The organism is Aliirhizobium cellulosilyticum (genome assembly GCF_014198105.1).
Taxonomy (GTDB): Bacteria; Pseudomonadota; Alphaproteobacteria; order Rhizobiales; family Rhizobiaceae; genus Neorhizobium; species Neorhizobium cellulosilyticum.
In genome coordinates, this window is the sequence record NZ_JACIGW010000002.1 from 93,833 (window position 1) to 111,347 (window position 17,515).

Here is a 17,515-nt window from a genome sequence, read left to right on the forward strand (position 1 = left end):
GTTGAAGCCCCGTGCGAGCCGCACTATATTCGGAGCACGGGTCCTTGAATGGAGCGCGCCATGCAGACGTTGATGCTCATCGCACTCGGTCTCATCTCAGGCACGGCAGTGATAGCTGGAGCAGTTGGCCTTGCCCTGCATCCACCAGCCATTTTCCGAAAGCCGCTTCTGGCCGATGCCCTCGAAAGAGCGGATCACGCCCTGGGAGACGCGGTCATGTATACCGGCACCGATGAAGGTGGCGGTGGTGGCAGCCACAGCTGACCACCTAACGTCGACCGCCATATCTCTCTGCCACCCGCGACAACGCGCCCAGCACCCACCAGGCGCAGAGGCTCGCCGCAGCCGACCCCGCCAGCATCGTTTCCGCTCCCGAGAGCATGCCGGAAATGCCGAGCCTTTCTGCCAGCCACAGCCCCGTCGGTCCGCCAAAAATCAACCCGCATGTCACGCCCGTCGCAAACCGGCTCGCCGCCTCGCGCCTGCTTTTGGGCAGAAGGTAGATCAGCGACACGCCGGCACCTGCAAAAGCCCCCGCCGTCTTCGCCGCCCAGACGCCGATGATCGCGCCCGGATCATGTCCAAGGTCTGCCATAGTTAATCCCTTGTCGGTTAGAGAGGGGGGCAGTCAGTCGAGATCCCAATCAGGCGCATCTCGGAAAGGCGTGTACCCACAGCACCTTCGGACAATTGCGGCGCCGTGTTACCGCGAGCGCAGGCGGATATTGGTCAACTTTCAGAATCGCTTGTAGAGAAGCCTTGAGAGGTTGAGTCCGACGCTTCGGAGGTTGCGTGAGAGGCTGAAGCTTGAAAGCTGCAGCCGATACCTGCCTTCTCAACGCTCAGTCGAGCTTGAACTGCGGGTACTCTGCCTCGACCTCTCTCGGGGCTTGTCTTCCGTGACGAATGGCAACCACCATGATCCCCACGTCGTCTTCTTGATAATCGATCTGGTAGGGCGCGGAGATATAACGCCGAACCCCTTTAGCACCATCGATGACAGGTCCGATCTGCGGATGCTCGCCAATCAGTTTGGTCGCGGCCCTGATTTGCCGAACAACGGCAAGAGCGACACGCTTATCGAATTTCGCCAGATAGCCCTGCTCACGTTTCAGATAGGCCAAAGCTCGATCCGAAAGGCGAATTTTCATCAGGCGGCGTCTTCTCTAGAAAGGCGCTCAAGTTCGGCAAAAACCTCTTCGGCGTCGTGGACGCGACCGGCCTTCACATCGTCTAGCCCCTGCCTAATTTCGAGCAGATCGCTGCCCTCATTGATCAGGTAATATTTCAACGCCCGCACAATCACCCAGCTGCGGCTGCGATCGGCAGTTTCGGCAATCCTCTCGATATCCTCGAGAATGTCTTGCGGCACACGCAGCGTGATCGGATCGGACAGGACCGGCTTGTCGGCCGATTTGTCGGCGTTCTTTTTGTCAGCCAAAGGAGCCTCCATTTATAATACGACGTATTACAAATTACACCCATGCGGCCATTCGCTCAATATCCCACTGCCTCGCGTTTCTCGTCGTCGGTCAGAAAACCCGCCGCCCCGACCCGCGCCCACAGCGCTTCACGCTCGGCACTCAGCCCCGCAATCCGGTCGAGATCCGGCTCCAGCCGTAATTCCCCGTAGATCTCGGACAGCCAGGCGGAAAAGCTCGCGGCAGTCCGCGCAATCAGCGGCAGCACGGTCAGCCTGTAGAAGGCGCGGTTGGCCTCCTGGTAATTGGCATAGGTATTGTCGCCGGGAATACCGATCAGCATCGGCGGCACGCCAAGCGCCAGCGCGACATCCCTTGCGGCGCCATTGCGCGCCTCGATGAAATCCATGTCCTTCGGCGAAAGCCCCATCGCTTTCCAGTCTAGCCCTCCCTCGAGCAGCAAGGGCCGCCCCGCATTGACGGCACCGGAATAGCCTGCCTCCAACTCGTCCTTCAGCCGCTGATACTGGTCGGCCGAAAGATTGCCGCCATCCTTCGGCTGATAGACGAGCGCGCCGGAAGGTCTTGCCGAATTGTCGAGCAAAGCCTTGTTCCAACCCGCCGCCGCATTGGAGAGATCGAGTGCTGCCCCCGCCGCCACAAGCGGCGAAAAGCCAGAATGGTCGTCGAGCGGGTGAAACAGCTTTAAGTGCAACAGCGAAAGCCGCCCATCCTCTGCTTCAGCCGCCAGCCTGCGCGTTCGCCCGCCGGCGCGATAATCATACCCCGTCACCCAGCCATCGCGCCCCTCGACGACGCTCACCCGGTCGGGCCGCAGCAGATGCAGTTCCCGTAACGATCCGCCGATCGCCAGCGGCTCGACATAGGCATTGCCGGACAGGAGCAGATGCCCGTAGAGCGCCTCGAAAAAATCCGGTCCGCCCTGCCGTCCGTTTGGACGCAGAAGCAGCGCCAGCGCCGGATGATCCGCAACCTCCGCAACACCTTCGTAAGCCAGCCACGGCACAGCGGCTGCAGCCTCCGCAATCATCCGCACCGCCCGATATGCCACCGGATTGCGCATGAACCCTGTCCGCGCCAGCGCCGCATAAGACCTGCCGGACCAATGCGCCGTTCCCTCGCTGGCAAGCACCGCAAAGGCGGACGCGACGCCCGCCGCCATCTTCACCTCGGCCACGGCCGCACCGCCCTTCCCTTGATCTGCAGACACGGCTTTGCGTTCCCCCGTGGAAAGCCACGGCAGGCGAAAAGGAGATTTCATTACGGTGATCCTTTTTGGGTAAGACTGAGCCTACCTGAGCGGCGTCTTTACCGCCTTGTCGCTGTCATAGTCTGCAGCAATGCGCATCTCGCGAAGCGGCCGCACGGTTTCAGTCGATTTATGATAGATCGGATGCGCCTTGTAGGCTGCCAGCGCCGCCTCGTTTTCGAACTCGCCGTAGACGACGAAGTCGACTTCCCGGTCCCACTGGTCGGTTTTTACATTCGTGCCGATTTCCAGAAGCGATGCATGCGGGTTTGCGGTCAGCATTGAAAGCCCTGCCCGGACATCCTCGAGATTTTCGGACGTGGCCGTGAAAAACACGATATGGCGTATCATCGAAACTCCGCAGCACCTCATTCAGACAAGCTGCCTGCTAACACGCGTCCCCGCCCGCATCAATGCGCCTCGGCAAAGCCAGCCGGAATGCCTTGGCGTATCCGGCCACAAGTTCCGCCCGGTCCGTTCCGTTGACGATCTTTCGCGCATCGGTCCAGTCTCTCCTGCCGTCAGCGAAATAATCGCCGAGCCTGCGGCCGGTAAACGAGCCCTCGAGCATGCCACTGACAAGGATCGCGACCGCAACGCCCATCTCCATCGCACGCCCAGGCTCGGAAACGAGATCGATCCCGGTCAGTGCCGACATCGCCTCGTAATTTCTCCGATGTGTCAGTTGCACGAAGCCGCGGCCAAGCCAGGTCCTGCCCTCGGCATCCGGCCGCCAATAGGGTGTCTTCACCGCGGGAAGCCGACCCGCCTTGAAGGCTTTTTCCAGCCGGGCAATCGCTTCCTCATCATTGAGCGCCAGCGTCTCGCGCACCGGCTGCATCGTCGCCGCCGTCTCATGGAAGGCTGTCGCCAGCACATAGGCCAGCGCATCGTCGCCACCTGCAGACTTTCGAACGGCCACGCTCAGTTTCGTCCATCCGTCAAGAATCGTATTGAGCCCGTTAACCTCGCGCTGCTTCAGACACCCGGAAAACAGGCTCTTGCGCACCTCGTCGAAGAAAATGCGACGTTCCGCCGCATTGTTAAGCTTACCCATTTACCGCTCGCCTTCACCGTGTTGCGACTTTCAATCGGTTTAAGAAAACTAAATCGTTTTAACGACTTAAAGGCTAATTTACTTTTGTCTCGAGCTATGGAACCAATATGGCCATGCGACGTTATGTCGACGCTTTTCCATGATGGTGCAGCGCAACAAAAAAGGAGATCATGATGATGCCGCAGCCCGCTCAGGCAGCCCCTTCGAAACCGATCCCGCAGGAAGTTCTGGATCGCATGGAATCCGAATGGAAGCAGATGCAGGAAAACAATTCCCGCCAGCCGAACCAGCGCTGAGCCATATAACCCATCCGGATATCGCCGATGTCCGGATGGCGTAACTACGTGGCACCGGTCCTTATGGGAACGGTGCTTTTGTTTGGTGCAAGCATGCTGGTCAGGGTGGCCATAGATCCATCCTGCGCTCCGCGACAAGCCGAGCATTCACGCCGAATGCAGCAATCCGAACAAACTCTCTTGCGGCTGTCATCACTGCCGCGAAACCAACAATGCCTGTTCTATCGCGAGCGCGCCGCGCTCATCGCCGAACAGATAAGACCAGGCGATCGGTGTTTCGGGCCGGGCCGCAACGGTGAAGCGCTGAGAAGGCAGACTGAGGCTCGGCTTTACAAGGACCTTGCCGAAAGCTGCACGCTCTAGGGTCAAAACCCCTATCCTGATTGAGTTTTGACCCTAAAGCGCATTGCATCATATCCCCCGTACCCGCGGTTCGCCCTGCCCTTCCAGAACCAGCGCCGTCAGCGCCCAGACCAGCGCATCCAGCCTGTCAGGTGAACGCCCCGATGACAGCCCATCGGGACCAAAATCACACATCTGGTCCTCCAGTTCGATAAACCGTCCTGCATGCGCCACCCTTCCCTGTTCGTAGAGCGCCGCCACCGGCTCGGCCCGCAGAAACTTTCCCCGCGTCGCCCTGACCATGGTGATCGGCAGCGCCACGTCGACACTTCGGAGCATCGCCGTCACCATCTCGCCGCCCTGGTTGACCTCGGCGACGATCCTGTCGGCGGCAAAGCGCCGATAGGCCCTCACGACAGACTGCGCCCACTGGGCAGGCGTTGCGCCCTCAACGGAACAATCCGCCAGCACAACGGCCCGCCCCTCCGGCTCCAGCCCGGCCACGACGATGCCGCAACAGGAATTCTGTCCTATGCCTGCGGGCGGATCGACCGCAACGACGATCCGCCTTAATGCCGGCATGACCCGGATCACGCAGGCCTCGATCTCCGAGCGGCGCCACAGCGCGTCCTCGCGGTCCTCGATCAGCTCGCCAGCCAGTTCCTGCCGGCCCAGCCTCGTGCCGCCATACCGGCGCTCCAGCGCCTCGATAAAACCCGGCGCCAGGTTTTGCCGGTTGTCGCCGGTGGCAATCCTGACCAGCCGCGTCGAAGGATCGGCGATCAGCCGCTTCAATACCGGCACCGGCCGCGGCGTCGTCGTCACCAGTTGGCGCGGATCGGTCCCCAGCCGCAGGCCGAACTGCAGCATGTCGAATGTCTCTTCGGCATGTTTCCATTTCCCGAGCTCGTCGCACCAGGCATAATGAAACTGCGGCCCGCGCAGCGCCTCCGGGTCCTCGGAGGAAAATATCTGCGCCACCGCCCCGTTCGGCCAGACGAGCCGACGCCGCGAGATTTCGAAGTCCGGAGACTTGTCGCGCGCAATCCGGCAGATACCGGACACGCCGTCGACCATCACCTCACGGGCGTCACCCAGCGTTTCCGCCACCAGCGCGATCCTCAGATCGGACCGCTCCCCGGCAGAAGCGAGCTTATGCACCCATTCGGCCCCTGCCCGCGTCTTGCCCGATCCGCGTCCGCCCATGACCAGCCACGTCCGCCAGTCACCTGCGGGCGGCCTCTGTTCCGGTCGACCGTTGATGTCCCAGTCCCGTTCATAGCGAGAGACGAACCGTGCCGGTACGACAAGCCCCTCCACCTCGACGACCGCGGAAGGTTGCGTCGCCGCTGTCGAAGATGCTTCCGCCGTTTCTATTTCATGCGCATGGCTTGCCCCTCGCGCCAATATGTTTTCCGCGCTGGTGACCGCCATGCATTCACTCTCATGCTGCTCGTCGATACCCTGCATGCCTGCCTGATGTTGGGCAGCGATACGACTTTTCTGCTTGGCGAGACGCCTTGCATCGGATGCCCGTGCACGACGCTCAGCCCGTGCCCGATGGCGGATCGGTGCCCGCTCGTCGAGGCTCGGCATCAGAGGCAGCGCCGTTTCGGATCCAGGTAGCAAGAAGACTTTTGGCCCGTTCATCCGCCTTGTCCGCTATCAGCCGCTGCAGGCGGTCTTTCGCTTCTCCATAGCCGCCCTCATCGGCCACGCGCTCGGCCTCGATCTCGCGATCCCGCGCCAGCTGCCTTTGAAGACTGTCGACCTTTTCGAGCGTGCGCACGATCAGGCTCATGGCGTCGGTCGCCGCCTTCACGTCGGCGCGCGCCAGCTTTTGCGCCGCCTCGTCGCCATCCGTCAGAGCGCCCGCCGCGCTCTCGCGCATCTTGCGGAAGGTGGAAAACTGCTCGCGCATCTCCACCGTCATGTCGTTTAATAGCTTGCGTAGTTCGTCGCTCGCAGAAACGCCGCCATCCGCCGACTTGATCTCCAGCGCAATCCGCACTTCATCCGCCAGCACGGCATCCTCCGTTGGCATCTCGTCGCCATAGCCCGCGCGATCCCGCCAGATGCCGAACAGGCCCGGATCGAAACTGTCGAAATCATCCATGGCAGGCTCCATGAAGCGCACAGGCAAATCGCCGACAGCCTCTTCGGCTGCAGCGTTTCGTTCCCGTATCGCAATGTCGGATTAGAATGGTTGCTCAAGACCTGGCGCGCTCAACTATAGGCGCACACCCTTCGAAGCCCCCCCGCCCTCAAGCGCAGTTCTTCGACTATGCCTGAACCCTATCAAAGCACCGTCACGCCGTCAAGGATTATTTTCCTATCTCGGTATTTTTCGTAAATAGGCGGAGACGCTCTCTGCCCTGCCGTCTTAAGCCCTTGCGATCGTGGTGCAATCGCTCATAGTGGCCCCCCATTCGTTTCGCCGGAGAATTCGATGCCGACCACACCGCCCGCCTTTACCGGCCTTTCCGCCTTCCCGCTGACGCCTGCTGACGAAGCCGGCCGCGTCGATACCGATGCCCTGCAGCGACTTCTTTCGCGCGTTGTCGAGGCCAAGACGAATTCGATCGGTCTTCTCGGCAGCACCGGAACCTATATGTACCTCTCCCGCGAGGAACGCCGCCGGGCGGTGGAGGCCGCGGTCGAATGCGTTGGCGGCAAGCTCCCGCTGATCGTCGGCGTCGGCACTCTGCGCACCGACGATGCGGTGGCGCTTGCCCGCGATGCGGCAGCAGCCGGCGCCCACGCGCTGCTTCTTGCGCCGGTCTCATACACGCCGCTCACCGAGGAAGAGGCGTTTCGCCATTTCGAAGCGGTCGCCGCCGCAACCGATCTGCCGCTTTCGATCTACAACAACCCGTCGACCACGCATTTTTCTTTCAGCGAGGCACTGATCGGGCGCCTGGCTGGCCTTGCCAATGTCAGCGCGGTGAAAATGCCGCTGCCGAAGGGCGGCGATTTTTCAGGCGAGATCGCTCGATTGAGAGCCGCCACACCGGCCAATTTCGCCATTGGCTATAGCGGTGACTGGGAGTGCCCGCATGCACTGCTGGCCGGTGCGGATTGCTGGTACAGCGTCGTCGCCGGTCTGTTCCCCAAGCCGGCGCTGGCCCTGACCCGCGCGGCGATCAGCGGCAACGCGGAAGAAACGGCACGGCTGGATACCTCCTTCCACCCTCTCTGGCAGCTGTTCAAGACGCATGGCAGCCTGCGTGTGGTCTATGCGGCAGCGAACCTCATGGGCATCACCAAAGCCCAGCCGCCGCGTCCGGTCCTGCCGCTGGGCTCGGAGGCCGTTCGGGATATCGAAGCAGCCATCTCGCTTCTGAAGGACTAGGTTCCGCAGAAGGTTCGCGTCACCCTTTCTTCAGGTGTTGGCGGCGTCATGTAATCGGCAAATCCGGCACGCTCCTCGTAGGGCTTTTCGAGTGCTGCGAGCAGTCGGGTGAAGAAGGAAAAGTCACCGTAATTGGCAGCCGAAATCGCCTCTTGAATGCGGTGGTTGCGCGGGATGATCGCCGGATTGACGGCACGCATCGCGTCGGCACGGCCAGCGTCACCTTGAGGCTCCTGCGCCAGCCGCTCGCGCCACAGTCCCAGCCATTCCGCAGCCTTGGAAGGATCGGCGAACTGGCTCAGGAACCGTTCGTCCAGCCCTTCCGCCGCATCCGCCAAACCACGGAAAACAAGCGTGAAATCCGCCTCCTGATCCTGCATTGCCGAAAGCAGCTGCTGTACCAGTTCTCCATCATCATCGGCTTCACTCGAAAGCCCGATCTTGGCCCTGAACACCTTGATCCATTCCGCCTGAAACCGCTCGCCGAACTCTCTCAGAACCTCGTTCGACGCGTCGACTGCCCTGTCCTGATCCGCGTCGATTACCGGCAGCAGGCATTCCGCCAGTCTGGCGATGTTCCACTGGCCGATGCCCGGCTGGTTGCGATAGGCGTAACGCCCGCCATGATCGATCGAGGAAAACACCTTCATCTGATGATATTCGTCGAGAAAGGCGCAAGGGCCGAAGTCGATCGTCTCCCCCGATATGGTCATGTTGTCGGTGTTCATCACACCATGGACGAAACCGACGCCGAGCCAGCGCGCGATCAGCTCCGCCTGCCGGAATGCCACGGCCTGCAGCAGTGCCGCATAGGGGTTCTCGGCCGCCTTCAACTCGGGATAATGCCGGTCGATAACATAGTCGGCCAGTTCCCTTATGCCATCCGTATCGCCGCGCGCAGCAAAGAACTGGAAGGTGCCGACCCGCACATGGCTTGCCGCGACACGAACGAAGACCGCACCCTGCTCCACCGTCTCGCGATAGACCTGCTCGCCGGTCGTCACCGCGGCCAGCGCCCGTGTCGCAGGAATGCCGAGCGCAGCCATGGCCTCGGAGACGATATATTCCCGCAGCACAGGCCCCAAAGCCGCACGGCCGTCGCCACGGCGGGAAAATGGCGTCGGGCCTGCGCCTTTCAGCTGGATATCGCGACGAATACCGCCTCGATCCACCACTTCGCCCAGCAGGATCGCACGGCCGTCGCCGAGCTGCGGCACGAAACTGCCGAACTGGTGGCCGGCATAAGCCATCGCAAGCGGCATCGCCCCTTGTGGCACCACGTTGCCGGAAAATGTCGCCGCCAGCCGATCCGGATCGGAAAGATCGGCCTCGACGCCAAGCTCTTTCGCCAGAGCCTCGTTGAACATGATCAGCTTCGGCCCCTCGACCGGCTCGGGATAAACCGAAGCGTAGAACCTGTCGGGCAGACGGGCATAGGAGTTGTCGAAGTGGAACAAGCATGTCTCCATCGGGCATATGGGCCTTTTCGCCCAATATGGGAAATAGCAGGCGAGGAACAAGCCGAAACATCTGTGCCTGTCCGGACCGAATGATAAAGCGCCCACACTATCTTATTGAGCACCCTTTCCTTTTCCGCATCGTCTCATAATTACAGTTTCGTGATCGGCGCAGGACGCGCCGCAAATTATGGAGACTGGGGCTATGGGTTTGTCGCTTCTGATCAGCATCCTGATCACTTTCCTCGTGATCGTGCTGGTACTTTATCTTGTCAACATGCTGCCGCTTGACGCAAAGGTCCGCCAGATCGTGCGGGTTGTCGTCATCATCATCGGCATCATTTCGCTTCTGAAATATCTGGCGGTGTTCTAGCCCTTCCCGACCGAACCATTTGCCCGGACGGATCACTTGGGTCCGCCCGGGCAATGGCGGCTTTCGCCTTGGGAGCCTGCTATCTCGAAATGTCAGGAATTCATGGATTTCAGATGAGTGACGACTTCCGCCTGACGCTTGTCATCGAGAATTTCCACCCGGTCGTGCCAGAAGCGTGATGCCTCCTCGGGTTCGTCTTCCCACTTTCGGGTCGTGACGAAATTGTCGTCGAGCTTGGCAAGCCGCGTTCCGCCGAGCCTGCGATATTCCTCGGCCAGTTCCAGAGCCTGCGTCTTTTCTCCATGTGCCTCAACCATATGCATCCCTTTCCTTTGTGCCTCTGAAGGTTAGAACAGGAAGGTCGCCGTCCGGTTCCCGCGTGACGCGGGAGGAAATGCTGAAGGCAGGCTAATTGGTCAGTCGGTTCACCGGCTTGATCGCGTTGTCGGCAATCGACTTGAACGATGCAACCAGGGCTTCCATCGTGTTGGGCTCGTAATAGTTGCCTGCGGCAGAGGCGCAGTATTTCAACAGTTCCTGCCCTTTGGGCGGCGCCATGAAGGCGACGGTGTAGATCTTTATTCCGGCCGTCTTTGCGGCCGCGCATCCGTCACGTACGTTCTGGTCCAGCCTCTGGCTCCAGTCCACGCTATTGCCGGTCATATCACCATCGGTCATCAGGATCATGATGCGATCCGATGTCTTGTTGCCTTTCTTGGCCTGCTCGACGCTCTCGGTATCGGTGCCGTAGATGTTGCTCTTGATGTTGGAGGTCGCGGTGGTCACCGCCGCCGTCGCGTCCGTTCCACCAACCGGGTTAAGCGTCATGGCATTGACGTAATTTCTTGCAGCCGTCGTTCCCCAGGCGACCGCCGACTGCCCCTTGATGCCGTTGGTATAGGAGATCGTGCCGGTGCGGACAAAGCGGGTCTTGGGATCGGATTTGTCGAGGGCGTCAAACATCGTGGCTGCAGCCTGTTTCAGCGCTTCCACCTTGGTCACATAAACAGTCTGCTGGCCGATACAGATCCCGAGCAGGTTGATGACGCATTTCGTGCCCTTCACCGTCGTCGTGTTCTCCGCCATCGAAGCCGATTCATCGAGCAGGATTTCCATCGATATGCCATTGCTTGCCGCAGCCGCTCCGTCAGCACCAGTACCGCTTCCGGTGCCCGATATCGTGTTGCTCGAGGCATTTACGGGATAGGTTCGCCCGGCGAAAAAACTGGTAAGCGGCGTCAGCGGAATATCGGCAGAGGAGGTTACCGAGACCGAATAGCTCTTGGCCCCCGTCGATGCATCCGTGTTGGTGACGATTGCCACCGTCGTCGCGTTCTTGATCGTCGCGGTGTCGGTGGTGTTCATATAATTGGCTAACTGGCCCGCCAGAAAGTCCTTGCCGAGCTTCTGGCCGGCCGCGGTATCGGAACCGTTGGCCATGGCACCTGAAACGGCAAGGGCTGCGGCATCCGTCGCCTCCTGCAACTGGCGTTTCGAAACCATCAGATTGGCGGTGTCGACCGCCAGCCCGGCGCCTCCCAGCAACATGGGCAGGATGAGCGCAGTCATCATCCCGAAGTTACCAGCCGGGTCGGAAACAATGCTGCGATTGGCTCTATTGAATATTAGCATGACGACATTTAACGCAAAGACGCGTCATTCGTGTCGCCATACATTCAAACTTGCTTAATTAATAACAATAGGTATTCGAGCTTTGTTCTGCAATGGGAATACCGCCCCACCAAAGGCCTCAGGTGAGATAGGGCGCAAGCTCAAGCAGGTGCTTTTCCTGCCTCACGCCGATCTTGTAGAGATAGATGAGATTGGCGGCCAGACGCCGTGGATCGCCCGCGTCCTCCCACCCTTCCGCCCGAAGCTGGCAATAGACACGCCGGATCATCAGGATATCTCCCGCAGCAATGACGCTTTCGGCCATCATGGCCGCCCTCCTCGAAAGCATGCTGAAACCGGCCTGACTCACAGGCAGACGCCGCGCCCTCTAACTCAGGCAAACGCAACTCATGGCACCGGCATTAATGCTATAAAAAGGATTTCGTATACTGAACTTGACACTTCCAGCCTGCAAAACAATAAGAATTTATATTATTAATGAAGCAGGTATATTATGCAACACACACTGCATGCCAACAACATTGGTTTTCTTCGACTGCTGTTTGCTTCTCTCGTAATAGTCTCTCATGCATCAGAGATCATCGACGGCAATAGATCCCGAGAAATATTGTCTAGCGCGCTTGGAGCGCGGACATTCGCGGAGCTTGCCGTGGACGGGTTCTTTCTTCTTAGCGGTTATCTGATCACTCAGAGTTACGATCGCTCCAGCAACCCAATTTCATTTCTGAAAAAACGCGCTTTGCGTATCTATCCGGGTTATCTGGTTGCGGTCTGTATTTGCCTGGCGCTTGCACCTTTGACAGGCGCTGCAATCGGTTATTACGGGATGGGTGATCTGCTTCGCTTCACCCTGGAAATCGTAACGCTTCACGGCCCCTCGCAGCCTGGCTTCATAGGATTACCCTATGAAATCCTGAACGGTTCGCTTTGGACGATCTCCTACGAATTCCGTTGCTACATATTCGCCTTGCTCGTCGGCCTCGTCGGTCTGAGCCGAAAACGCTTTGCCTTTGCTGCGATATCGGCGGCACTGCTCCTCATGACGATGAGGCCTTTGGATATCCAGATCCCCAACAGGATCGCATTTTTCACCGGTTATTATTCCGAAAGCGTTCGTCTGTTTGCAAACTTCTCTGTCGGCGCGTGCTTCTATCTGTTCCGCCGGGAAATTCCGTTCACCAATACCCTTGCCATTGCCAGCACCACCGCTCTGGTCGTGATGATGTTCCTTGAACAATTCGAAATCGCAGCCTTCGCCGTCTTTGGCGGCTATCTGATCTTCTGGTTCTCCTTTGCAGTAAAATCAGAAGCGATATCGCGGATAAACGCTGACGACGACGTTTCCTACGGAGTGTATCTATATGGCTGGCCGATTTCAGGCACCCTTCTCTATTTCGTTGGTGTCCAATCGCCAGCGATGATGATCGCGCTGAGCCTGCCCTTGGCCTATATGGCTGGTTATCTCAGCTGGATCCTCGTGGAACGGCCATTCCTCCGCAGGTCACCGAAAACGATAAAGACGTGATCGCCTCATCCATCCAGAAGCACGATGGTTGCACTGGGAGGATACTCAGAACCAAGTAATGGCGAGGGTGGCACTTTGTGTGAAACGCCCCCTTGAGGATGCCGAATAGATTAGGCCCGCGGCTCATCAGCCCTCATGCCGTATCCTGCCGCATGGGCAGGATACGGTCGATATTCGTCATTTGGAGGTTTGCGCCCGGCCGTGTCTCCGAGCGGTCTTCCGTCTATCGGCTATCCTTGAGCCGCCACGATCGCGTCCGCCATGATCTCGACGCCGCGGTCGATCTCGGCGTCCGAAACGGTTAGCGCCGGAGCGATGCGGAAGACGCCGCCCATGCCGGGCAGCTTGACGATGTTCATAGAAAGGCCACGAACCATCGCTTCTTCCATGATCTTCGCGCCAAGCTCGAAACCGGGCGCCTTGGTGTGGCGGTCGGTCACCACTTCCAGCCCGAGCAGAAGACCGCGGCCGCGCACGTCGCCGATGCATTCGAAACGCTGCTGAAGCGCCAACAGCCCGTCCTTCAGGCGTTTGCCGCGCGTTATCGCCTGCTGGACCAGATTGTCACGTGCCATCACATCCAGCACGGTCACACCGACAGCAGCCGGCAGCGGGTCCGATACGTGGGTCGTGTAGAAGAGGAACCCCTTCTCGAATGCTTTCTGCTCCACTTCCGCGCTTGTCATGACAGCGGCAAGCGGAAGGCCGGCGCCGAGCGTCTTCGACAGCGTCATGATATCGGGCGTCACGCCGTCACGCTGGAAGGCGAACATGTTGCCGGTGCGGCCGACGCCGGTCTGTGCCTCGTCGAGGATAAGCAGCATGCCGCGCTCCTCGCACTTCTTCTTCAAGGCCGCGAGATAACCGAGCGGCAGTTCGAGAATTCCGCCGGAAGACAGGATCGGTTCGGCGATGAAGGCGGCGAGATTGCCGGTCGACTGATTGTCGATCAGATGGAACGCATCGTCTAGCTCGGCCTGCCAGTCGTTCGATCCGTCCGGGTTCCTGAAGCGCGGGCGATAGGCATTCGGTGCCGGGATGACGAAGGAGCCGGCCGAGACCGGACCATATCCCTTGCGACCTGCACTGTAGGTGGCGGAAGCCGCAGCTCCGGTCATGCCATGCCAGCTCTGGGCGAAGGCAACGATTTCGTGCCCGCCGGTCACGAGCTTCGCCATGCGGATGGCCGCCTCGTTGGATTCGGCACCCGTTGTCAGCAACTGGACACGGTCGAGGCCCGGGGCGAGCGCGGCGAGCCTTGCAGCCAGCTCCACCACCGGACGTGACAGCATGCCGGAGAACAGATGCGCGACCGAGGCCATCTGGCGGTTTACCGTCGCCACGATATCCGGGTGGGTGTGGCCGAGCACGGCGCTCATCTGGCCGGAGGTGAAGTCGAGAATCGCGCGGCCATCGGCATCGTAGACGAAGCTGCCCTCAGCGCGTTCGATGATGACGTCCTCGAAGGCCGGCCCGTAACGGGTCAGGTGCTTGTCGGCATCGGCCCAGAAGGCCGGATCGTCATTGCGCGACGTGAGGTTTCTGGCGGCGTTTTCCATGACGGTTCCCCATTGTGATTGATTGGCCGGGAGGGTAACAAGCCACTGGCACCTCAGTCCAATTGATAGTATTTTAATCCGATATCCATTTTCCTGATATTGCCATGCTTGATCTCGCGCTTCTGAAAAACTTCGTCGTCGTTGCCCGCACGGGTTCGATCAGCCTTGCCTCCAACCAAGTCGGGCGCACCCAATCCGCACTCAGCATGCAGATGCAGCGGCTGGAGGCCGAGGTCGGTCAGCCGCTTCTGCAGCGCACCGGCGCCGGCATGCGGTTGACTGCGGCAGGCGAGAGACTGCTGGCCCATGCCGAACAGCTGATCGCGCGGCATGACGAGATCCTGGCAGATATGGGCGGGCTGGCGCTGAAGGGGGCGGTCAGCCTCGGATGTCCGGAGGATTATTCGATCGCTTTCCTGCCGGAGCTGCTGAAACGCTTTTGCGCTGCCAATCCGCAAGTGGAGCTGAGGCTTGTCTGCGCTCCGACGATCGGGCTTCGGCCGCTCATCCAGCGCCGGCAGATCGACATGGCGCTGGTATCGCTGCCCGATGCGGATGATGCCGCGGTGATCCGGCAGGAGCGCTTCGTCTGGGTGGCGGACAGGCCGGATACGCAGCTGCTGTCCAACGAGATCCTGCCGCTGGCGCTATCGGCACCGACAACACTCGATTACCGCGCCGCCTGTGACGCGATGGAGGCCGTCAACCGCCGTTATCGAGTAGCGTTTGCCAGCGACAGTCTTGCTGGGCTGATCGCGATTACTCGCGCAGGCCATGCGGTCAGCGTACTGACAAAAACGGCGGTGCCGCCTGACCTTCACATCATCGAGCATGGGCTGCCGCGTCTGCCGACGATCGGTATAGCGCTTGAGTTTTCCGAAAGCCGCCCGTCCTCCGCTGCCGCGATGCTGGGAGAGCATATCCGCCGTCACCTGCCATCGCTCAGGGATCCTGCGGCGACGGTGCGGGGTCTTTGATCTTTCACCCCACTCGCGCCGCCGTATCGAGGCTGATCTGGTTGCGACCGCGCATCTTGGCGGCGTAGAGCGCGAGGTCGGCACGGCGATAGAGGTCGTCAGCCTTCTCGTTTCTTTCGGCGCAGGCGATGCCGGCGGAGAACGTGTAGCGAAAACTGACCTGATCCGGCAGAGGCCGAGACAGCCTGACTGCCTCAAGCATGCGCCCGACGATCACCTCGGCATTTTCCGCGGTGGTATTGGGAAGGATGAGAACGAACTCCTCTCCGCCGACACGGCCGAGGACATCCGTCTTGCGGACGTAGCTCTGCAAGGTGGCGGCGAAATCCTTCAGCACCGCATCCCCGACCGAATGGCCGAAACGGTCGTTGATATATTTGAAATTGTCGATGTCGAGCACGGCGATACAGCCTACGGGCCCCCAATGCAGCCCGTTGACGTTACCCTCGTCACGCATAGCGAGAAGATCGTTGAGCTTTGCCATGACGAAACGGCGGCTCGGAATACCGGTCAGTTCGTCGGTATGGGAAGCCTTGATCGCGTCGTCGCGGTCCTGCCGCAAGGCACGCTCGTCGGGGCGGCTTGAGGTGATGTCGCTCGCCACGCAGAGCATCCAGCCATCATCCTGCGTCGTCTCCGTCATCCACAACCAGCGGCCATCGTGGAGGTCCGTTTCGAAGGCGCGAAAACCTGCCTTGCCGCGCCGGGAGATGGTGGACGCCAGCCATGCCTCGAAATTTTCGACCTTGATGACGGTGCCGCGCCTTGCGTGGAAATTTCGACGCATCAACTCCGACCAGAGCGGATGTTCACCTTCTTCGATGAACCATGCCGCACGAAACGCACGGTTGGCATAACGCAGCCGATCCTGGTCGTCATAGAGCGCCACGCAGACGTCAGCGGCTTCCATCAGCCGGACGGCCTGCAACATCGTTTTGTCGTCGTCCAAGGCCTTCATGCCCTCAGGAATAGTGTAACTGGTCGGCATCGGTATATCCGATACCTATGAAAGATCGGTTATGGCGGGTTCAGCCCCTCATCTCTGCAATCTTTTGGATTATCGTCAGTTTCTGCGGGTCTGCCTAGGGCAGGATATGGCCATATTGCTTTCGCCAAATAACCATTCCGATAGGCAGCCCGGACAGTCACACAGCGACCCTTTCGGACATATGTCGCTTCTCGTTGATATAGATATCCGCAGTATTCAGAATTCGAATGAAGGCATAGCTGATATTCAGCGCGCCAACTCCCTGGCAACGTCACCGATCAACCCACGCAGCCAGCGATGCGCCGGGTCGTTGCGGTGGCGGACATGCCAGGCCATCTGGACGGGAAAGGTGCCGAGATCCACTGGCGGGGGAAGCACCTTCAGCCGCGGATCGAGCGCAATACGCCGGCAGATCAATGCCGGAAGCGTGGTGCAGTAATCAGTGACGGCGACAAGTTCCGGAATGGAGAGGAAATGCGTGACGGACACCGCCACCTCACGCTTCAGCCCCTGCCGCTCCAGAGACTGGAACAGGCCGGCACGCAACCGGCCGGGCGGCAGCATGTTGACATGTTTCAGCCGCTCATATTGCTCCTTGGAGATGCTGTCGCCGATATCGGGATGATCGGCACGGACAACGCAGGCAAGTCCATCCTCCATCAGATGCTGGACGACGAGATTATCCGGAGGATCGGTGAGCCTTCCCAGCACCATTGCCGTCGTGCCGGACATCACGCCCGTCTCGGCGATATCGCTGCCGAAGGGAGTGAGCCGCAGCCGGATGCCAGGCGCCACCTGGCGCAGCCGCTCGACGATGGCCGGCACCAGCACGAATTCCACATAATCGTTGGGTGCGATGGTGAACAGCCGCTCGGCAGTCAGCGGGTCAAAGTTCTGCTGGCCGAGTATGACATCATCCAGCTTCGCCAGCGCCTCCACAATCGCAGGGGCGATCTCTTCTGCGAGTTCCGTCGGCCGGATGCCATATCGCTCGCGTACGAAAAGCGGATCGCGAAAGGTCTCGCGCAACCGGTTGAGCGTGTTGGACAGCGCCGGCTGGGTGATGCCGAGGCGTTCAGCGGCGCGGGTGACATTGCGCTCCTCCATCAGCACGACGAAGACCGGCAACAGGTTGAGGTCGTATCTCATTCAAACACAACGCCTATTCAGTTATAACGCATTGATTATGTCTGGAATAAATTAAATAAATTTCCGAAATGTGTCGAGATTGCGCATCGTCAGGCTGTCCAAAACGGACAACACAAC

22 protein-coding genes are annotated in these 17,515 nt (G+C 59.9%); 5 read left to right on the forward strand and 17 right to left on the reverse strand.

Translation table 11 applies throughout. The features are described from left to right. Positions 1 to 96: 96 nt before the first annotated feature. The 7 genes from GGE33_RS09275 to GGE33_RS09305 form a co-directional block, all read right to left on the reverse strand. On the reverse strand, positions 97 to 258 hold the full coding sequence (locus GGE33_RS09275; RefSeq protein WP_183822613.1) for a hypothetical protein: 162 nt from the start codon (positions 256 to 258) through the stop codon (positions 97 to 99). Positions 259 to 268: 10 nt separating this feature from the next. Continuing rightward, the gene (locus GGE33_RS09280) at positions 269 to 595 is read right to left on the reverse strand and encodes a DUF6107 family protein (protein WP_183822615.1); all 327 of its coding nucleotides are present in this window, start codon (positions 593 to 595) and stop codon (positions 269 to 271) included. Positions 596 to 842: 247 nt separating this feature from the next. Continuing rightward, positions 843 to 1,151, reverse strand: coding sequence for a type II toxin-antitoxin system RelE/ParE family toxin (locus GGE33_RS09285; protein ID WP_183822617.1), 309 nt, complete (start codon positions 1,149 to 1,151; stop codon positions 843 to 845). Beyond that, entirely contained in the window at positions 1,151 to 1,441 is a 291-nt protein-coding gene (locus tag GGE33_RS09290) for a CopG family ribbon-helix-helix protein (RefSeq protein WP_148145553.1), read from the reverse strand. Before GGE33_RS09290 ends, GGE33_RS09285 begins: the two co-directional genes overlap by 1 nt. A 56-nt stretch (positions 1,442 to 1,497) precedes the next feature. Then, positions 1,498 to 2,703 carry a phage portal protein gene (locus GGE33_RS09295; RefSeq protein ID WP_183822622.1) on the reverse strand — a complete coding sequence of 402 codons (1,206 nt, stop codon included), beginning with the start codon at positions 2,701 to 2,703 and terminating at the stop codon, positions 1,498 to 1,500. Positions 2,704 to 2,733: 30 nt separating this feature from the next. Continuing rightward, a complete protein-coding gene (locus GGE33_RS09300) occupies positions 2,734 to 3,042 on the reverse strand; it encodes a Dabb family protein (protein WP_183822624.1) in 309 nt (102 codons plus the stop codon). Between the two features lie 37 nt (positions 3,043 to 3,079). Next, on the reverse strand, positions 3,080 to 3,748 hold the full coding sequence (locus tag GGE33_RS09305) for a hypothetical protein (protein WP_183822626.1): 669 nt from the start codon (positions 3,746 to 3,748) through the stop codon (positions 3,080 to 3,082). A gap of 170 nt (positions 3,749 to 3,918) precedes the next feature. On the opposite strand from GGE33_RS09305, the gene GGE33_RS27705 reads away from it, so the two are divergent. After that, positions 3,919 to 4,044, forward strand: coding sequence for a hypothetical protein (locus GGE33_RS27705; RefSeq protein ID WP_281388729.1), 126 nt, complete (start codon positions 3,919 to 3,921; stop codon positions 4,042 to 4,044). A 192-nt stretch (positions 4,045 to 4,236) separates the two neighbouring features. Here GGE33_RS27705 and GGE33_RS09310 read toward each other — a convergent pair whose 3' ends face one another. Genes GGE33_RS09310 through GGE33_RS09320 form a run of 3 tightly spaced genes read right to left on the reverse strand, consistent with a single transcriptional unit; the run spans position 4,237 to position 6,502 of the window. After that, complete coding sequence (locus GGE33_RS09310) at positions 4,237 to 4,413, reverse strand: hypothetical protein (protein ID WP_183822628.1); 177 nt, start codon at positions 4,411 to 4,413, stop codon at positions 4,237 to 4,239. 42 nt (positions 4,414 to 4,455) lie between these two features. Next, complete coding sequence (locus tag GGE33_RS09315) at positions 4,456 to 5,982, reverse strand: DNA-packaging protein (RefSeq protein WP_246435912.1); 1,527 nt, start codon at positions 5,980 to 5,982, stop codon at positions 4,456 to 4,458. Continuing rightward, entirely contained in the window at positions 5,933 to 6,502 is a 570-nt protein-coding gene (locus tag GGE33_RS09320; RefSeq protein WP_183822630.1) for a hypothetical protein, read from the reverse strand. The genes GGE33_RS09315 and GGE33_RS09320 overlap by 50 nt, the downstream gene beginning before the upstream one ends. A gap of 333 nt (positions 6,503 to 6,835) precedes the next feature. On the opposite strand from GGE33_RS09320, the gene GGE33_RS09325 reads away from it, so the two are divergent. After that, positions 6,836 to 7,738 (forward strand): dihydrodipicolinate synthase family protein, encoded by a 903-nt coding sequence (locus GGE33_RS09325; protein ID WP_183822632.1) that lies wholly within the window; start codon positions 6,836 to 6,838, stop codon positions 7,736 to 7,738. Here the strand turns inward: GGE33_RS09325 and GGE33_RS09330 are convergent. Beyond that, positions 7,735 to 9,207, reverse strand: a complete 1,473-nt coding sequence (locus GGE33_RS09330; protein ID WP_183822635.1) for a protein adenylyltransferase SelO — start codon at positions 9,205 to 9,207, stop codon at positions 7,735 to 7,737. The two genes, GGE33_RS09325 and GGE33_RS09330, sit on opposite strands and share 4 nt — an antisense overlap. A 193-nt stretch (positions 9,208 to 9,400) precedes the next feature. Here GGE33_RS09330 and GGE33_RS09335 point away from each other — a divergent pair, with 193 nt between their 5' ends. Next, the gene (locus tag GGE33_RS09335; protein WP_162713894.1) at positions 9,401 to 9,568 is read left to right on the forward strand and encodes a Thivi_2564 family membrane protein; all 168 of its coding nucleotides are present in this window, start codon (positions 9,401 to 9,403) and stop codon (positions 9,566 to 9,568) included. A 92-nt stretch (positions 9,569 to 9,660) separates the two neighbouring features. Here the strand turns inward: GGE33_RS09335 and GGE33_RS09340 are convergent, their stop codons facing one another. The 3 genes from GGE33_RS09340 to GGE33_RS09350 form a co-directional block, all read right to left on the reverse strand. After that, a complete protein-coding gene (locus GGE33_RS09340; RefSeq protein ID WP_148145562.1) occupies positions 9,661 to 9,885 on the reverse strand; it encodes a hypothetical protein in 225 nt (74 codons plus the stop codon). A 91-nt stretch (positions 9,886 to 9,976) separates the two neighbouring features. Beyond that, a complete protein-coding gene (locus GGE33_RS09345; RefSeq protein ID WP_246435914.1) occupies positions 9,977 to 11,140 on the reverse strand; it encodes a vWA domain-containing protein in 1,164 nt (387 codons plus the stop codon). Positions 11,141 to 11,318: 178 nt separating this feature from the next. After that, a complete protein-coding gene (locus tag GGE33_RS09350) occupies positions 11,319 to 11,507 on the reverse strand; it encodes a hypothetical protein (protein ID WP_183822639.1) in 189 nt (62 codons plus the stop codon). Between the two features lie 186 nt (positions 11,508 to 11,693). Here GGE33_RS09350 and GGE33_RS09355 point away from each other — a divergent pair, with 186 nt between their 5' ends. Continuing rightward, positions 11,694 to 12,725: an acyltransferase family protein gene (locus GGE33_RS09355; RefSeq protein ID WP_183822640.1), complete on the forward strand. Its 1,032-nt coding sequence runs from the start codon at positions 11,694 to 11,696 to the stop codon at positions 12,723 to 12,725. A 230-nt stretch (positions 12,726 to 12,955) separates the two neighbouring features. Here the strand turns inward: GGE33_RS09355 and GGE33_RS09360 are convergent, their stop codons facing one another. Continuing rightward, positions 12,956 to 14,284, reverse strand: coding sequence for an aspartate aminotransferase family protein (locus GGE33_RS09360; protein ID WP_148145566.1), 1,329 nt, complete (start codon positions 14,282 to 14,284; stop codon positions 12,956 to 12,958). A 104-nt stretch (positions 14,285 to 14,388) separates the two neighbouring features. On the opposite strand from GGE33_RS09360, the gene GGE33_RS09365 reads away from it, so the two are divergent. Further along, positions 14,389 to 15,261 carry a LysR family transcriptional regulator gene (locus GGE33_RS09365; RefSeq protein WP_183822642.1) on the forward strand — a complete coding sequence of 291 codons (873 nt, stop codon included), beginning with the start codon at positions 14,389 to 14,391 and terminating at the stop codon, positions 15,259 to 15,261. A 4-nt stretch (positions 15,262 to 15,265) separates the two neighbouring features. Here the strand turns inward: GGE33_RS09365 and GGE33_RS09370 are convergent, their stop codons facing one another. Together GGE33_RS09370 and GGE33_RS09375 are read right to left on the reverse strand one after the other, a co-directional pair. Then, on the reverse strand, positions 15,266 to 16,249 hold the full coding sequence (locus GGE33_RS09370) for a GGDEF domain-containing protein (protein WP_394353639.1): 984 nt from the start codon (positions 16,247 to 16,249) through the stop codon (positions 15,266 to 15,268). 246 nt (positions 16,250 to 16,495) lie between these two features. Then, on the reverse strand, positions 16,496 to 17,398 hold the full coding sequence (locus tag GGE33_RS09375) for a LysR family transcriptional regulator (protein ID WP_183822644.1): 903 nt from the start codon (positions 17,396 to 17,398) through the stop codon (positions 16,496 to 16,498). Positions 17,399 to 17,515: the final 117 nt, after the last annotated feature.

Excerpts from the sequence above, each read along its gene's own strand:
- GGE33_RS09280 (WP_183822615.1), bottom strand. The coding sequence starts at position 595 with ATGGCAGACCTTGGACATGATCCGGGCGCGATCATCGGCGTCTGGGCG.
- GGE33_RS09285 (WP_183822617.1), bottom strand. The coding sequence starts at position 1,151 with ATGAAAATTCGCCTTTCGGATCGAGCTTTGGCCTATCTGAAACGTGAG.
- GGE33_RS09295 (WP_183822622.1), bottom strand. The coding sequence starts at position 2,703 with ATGAAATCTCCTTTTCGCCTGCCGTGGCTTTCCACGGGGGAACGCAAA.
- GGE33_RS09300 (WP_183822624.1), bottom strand. The coding sequence starts at position 3,042 with ATGATACGCCATATCGTGTTTTTCACGGCCACGTCCGAAAATCTCGAG.
- GGE33_RS09305 (WP_183822626.1), bottom strand. The coding sequence starts at position 3,748 with ATGGGTAAGCTTAACAATGCGGCGGAACGTCGCATTTTCTTCGACGAG.
- GGE33_RS27705 (WP_281388729.1), top strand. The coding sequence starts at position 3,919 with ATGATGATGCCGCAGCCCGCTCAGGCAGCCCCTTCGAAACCGATCCCG.
- GGE33_RS09315 (WP_246435912.1), bottom strand. The coding sequence starts at position 5,982 with ATGCCGAGCCTCGACGAGCGGGCACCGATCCGCCATCGGGCACGGGCT.
- GGE33_RS09320 (WP_183822630.1), bottom strand. The coding sequence starts at position 6,502 with ATGGATGATTTCGACAGTTTCGATCCGGGCCTGTTCGGCATCTGGCGG.
- GGE33_RS09325 (WP_183822632.1), top strand. The coding sequence starts at position 6,836 with ATGCCGACCACACCGCCCGCCTTTACCGGCCTTTCCGCCTTCCCGCTG.
- GGE33_RS09330 (WP_183822635.1), bottom strand. The coding sequence starts at position 9,207 with ATGGAGACATGCTTGTTCCACTTCGACAACTCCTATGCCCGTCTGCCC.
- GGE33_RS09335 (WP_162713894.1), top strand. The coding sequence starts at position 9,401 with ATGGGTTTGTCGCTTCTGATCAGCATCCTGATCACTTTCCTCGTGATC.
- GGE33_RS09340 (WP_148145562.1), bottom strand. The coding sequence starts at position 9,885 with ATGGTTGAGGCACATGGAGAAAAGACGCAGGCTCTGGAACTGGCCGAG.
- GGE33_RS09345 (WP_246435914.1), bottom strand. The coding sequence starts at position 11,140 with ATGATGACTGCGCTCATCCTGCCCATGTTGCTGGGAGGCGCCGGGCTG.
- GGE33_RS09350 (WP_183822639.1), bottom strand. The coding sequence starts at position 11,507 with ATGATGGCCGAAAGCGTCATTGCTGCGGGAGATATCCTGATGATCCGG.
- GGE33_RS09355 (WP_183822640.1), top strand. The coding sequence starts at position 11,694 with ATGCAACACACACTGCATGCCAACAACATTGGTTTTCTTCGACTGCTG.
- GGE33_RS09360 (WP_148145566.1), bottom strand. The coding sequence starts at position 14,284 with ATGGAAAACGCCGCCAGAAACCTCACGTCGCGCAATGACGATCCGGCC.
- GGE33_RS09365 (WP_183822642.1), top strand. The coding sequence starts at position 14,389 with ATGCTTGATCTCGCGCTTCTGAAAAACTTCGTCGTCGTTGCCCGCACG.
- GGE33_RS09370 (WP_394353639.1), bottom strand. The coding sequence starts at position 16,249 with ATGCCGACCAGTTACACTATTCCTGAGGGCATGAAGGCCTTGGACGAC.
- GGE33_RS09375 (WP_183822644.1), bottom strand. The coding sequence starts at position 17,398 with ATGAGATACGACCTCAACCTGTTGCCGGTCTTCGTCGTGCTGATGGAG.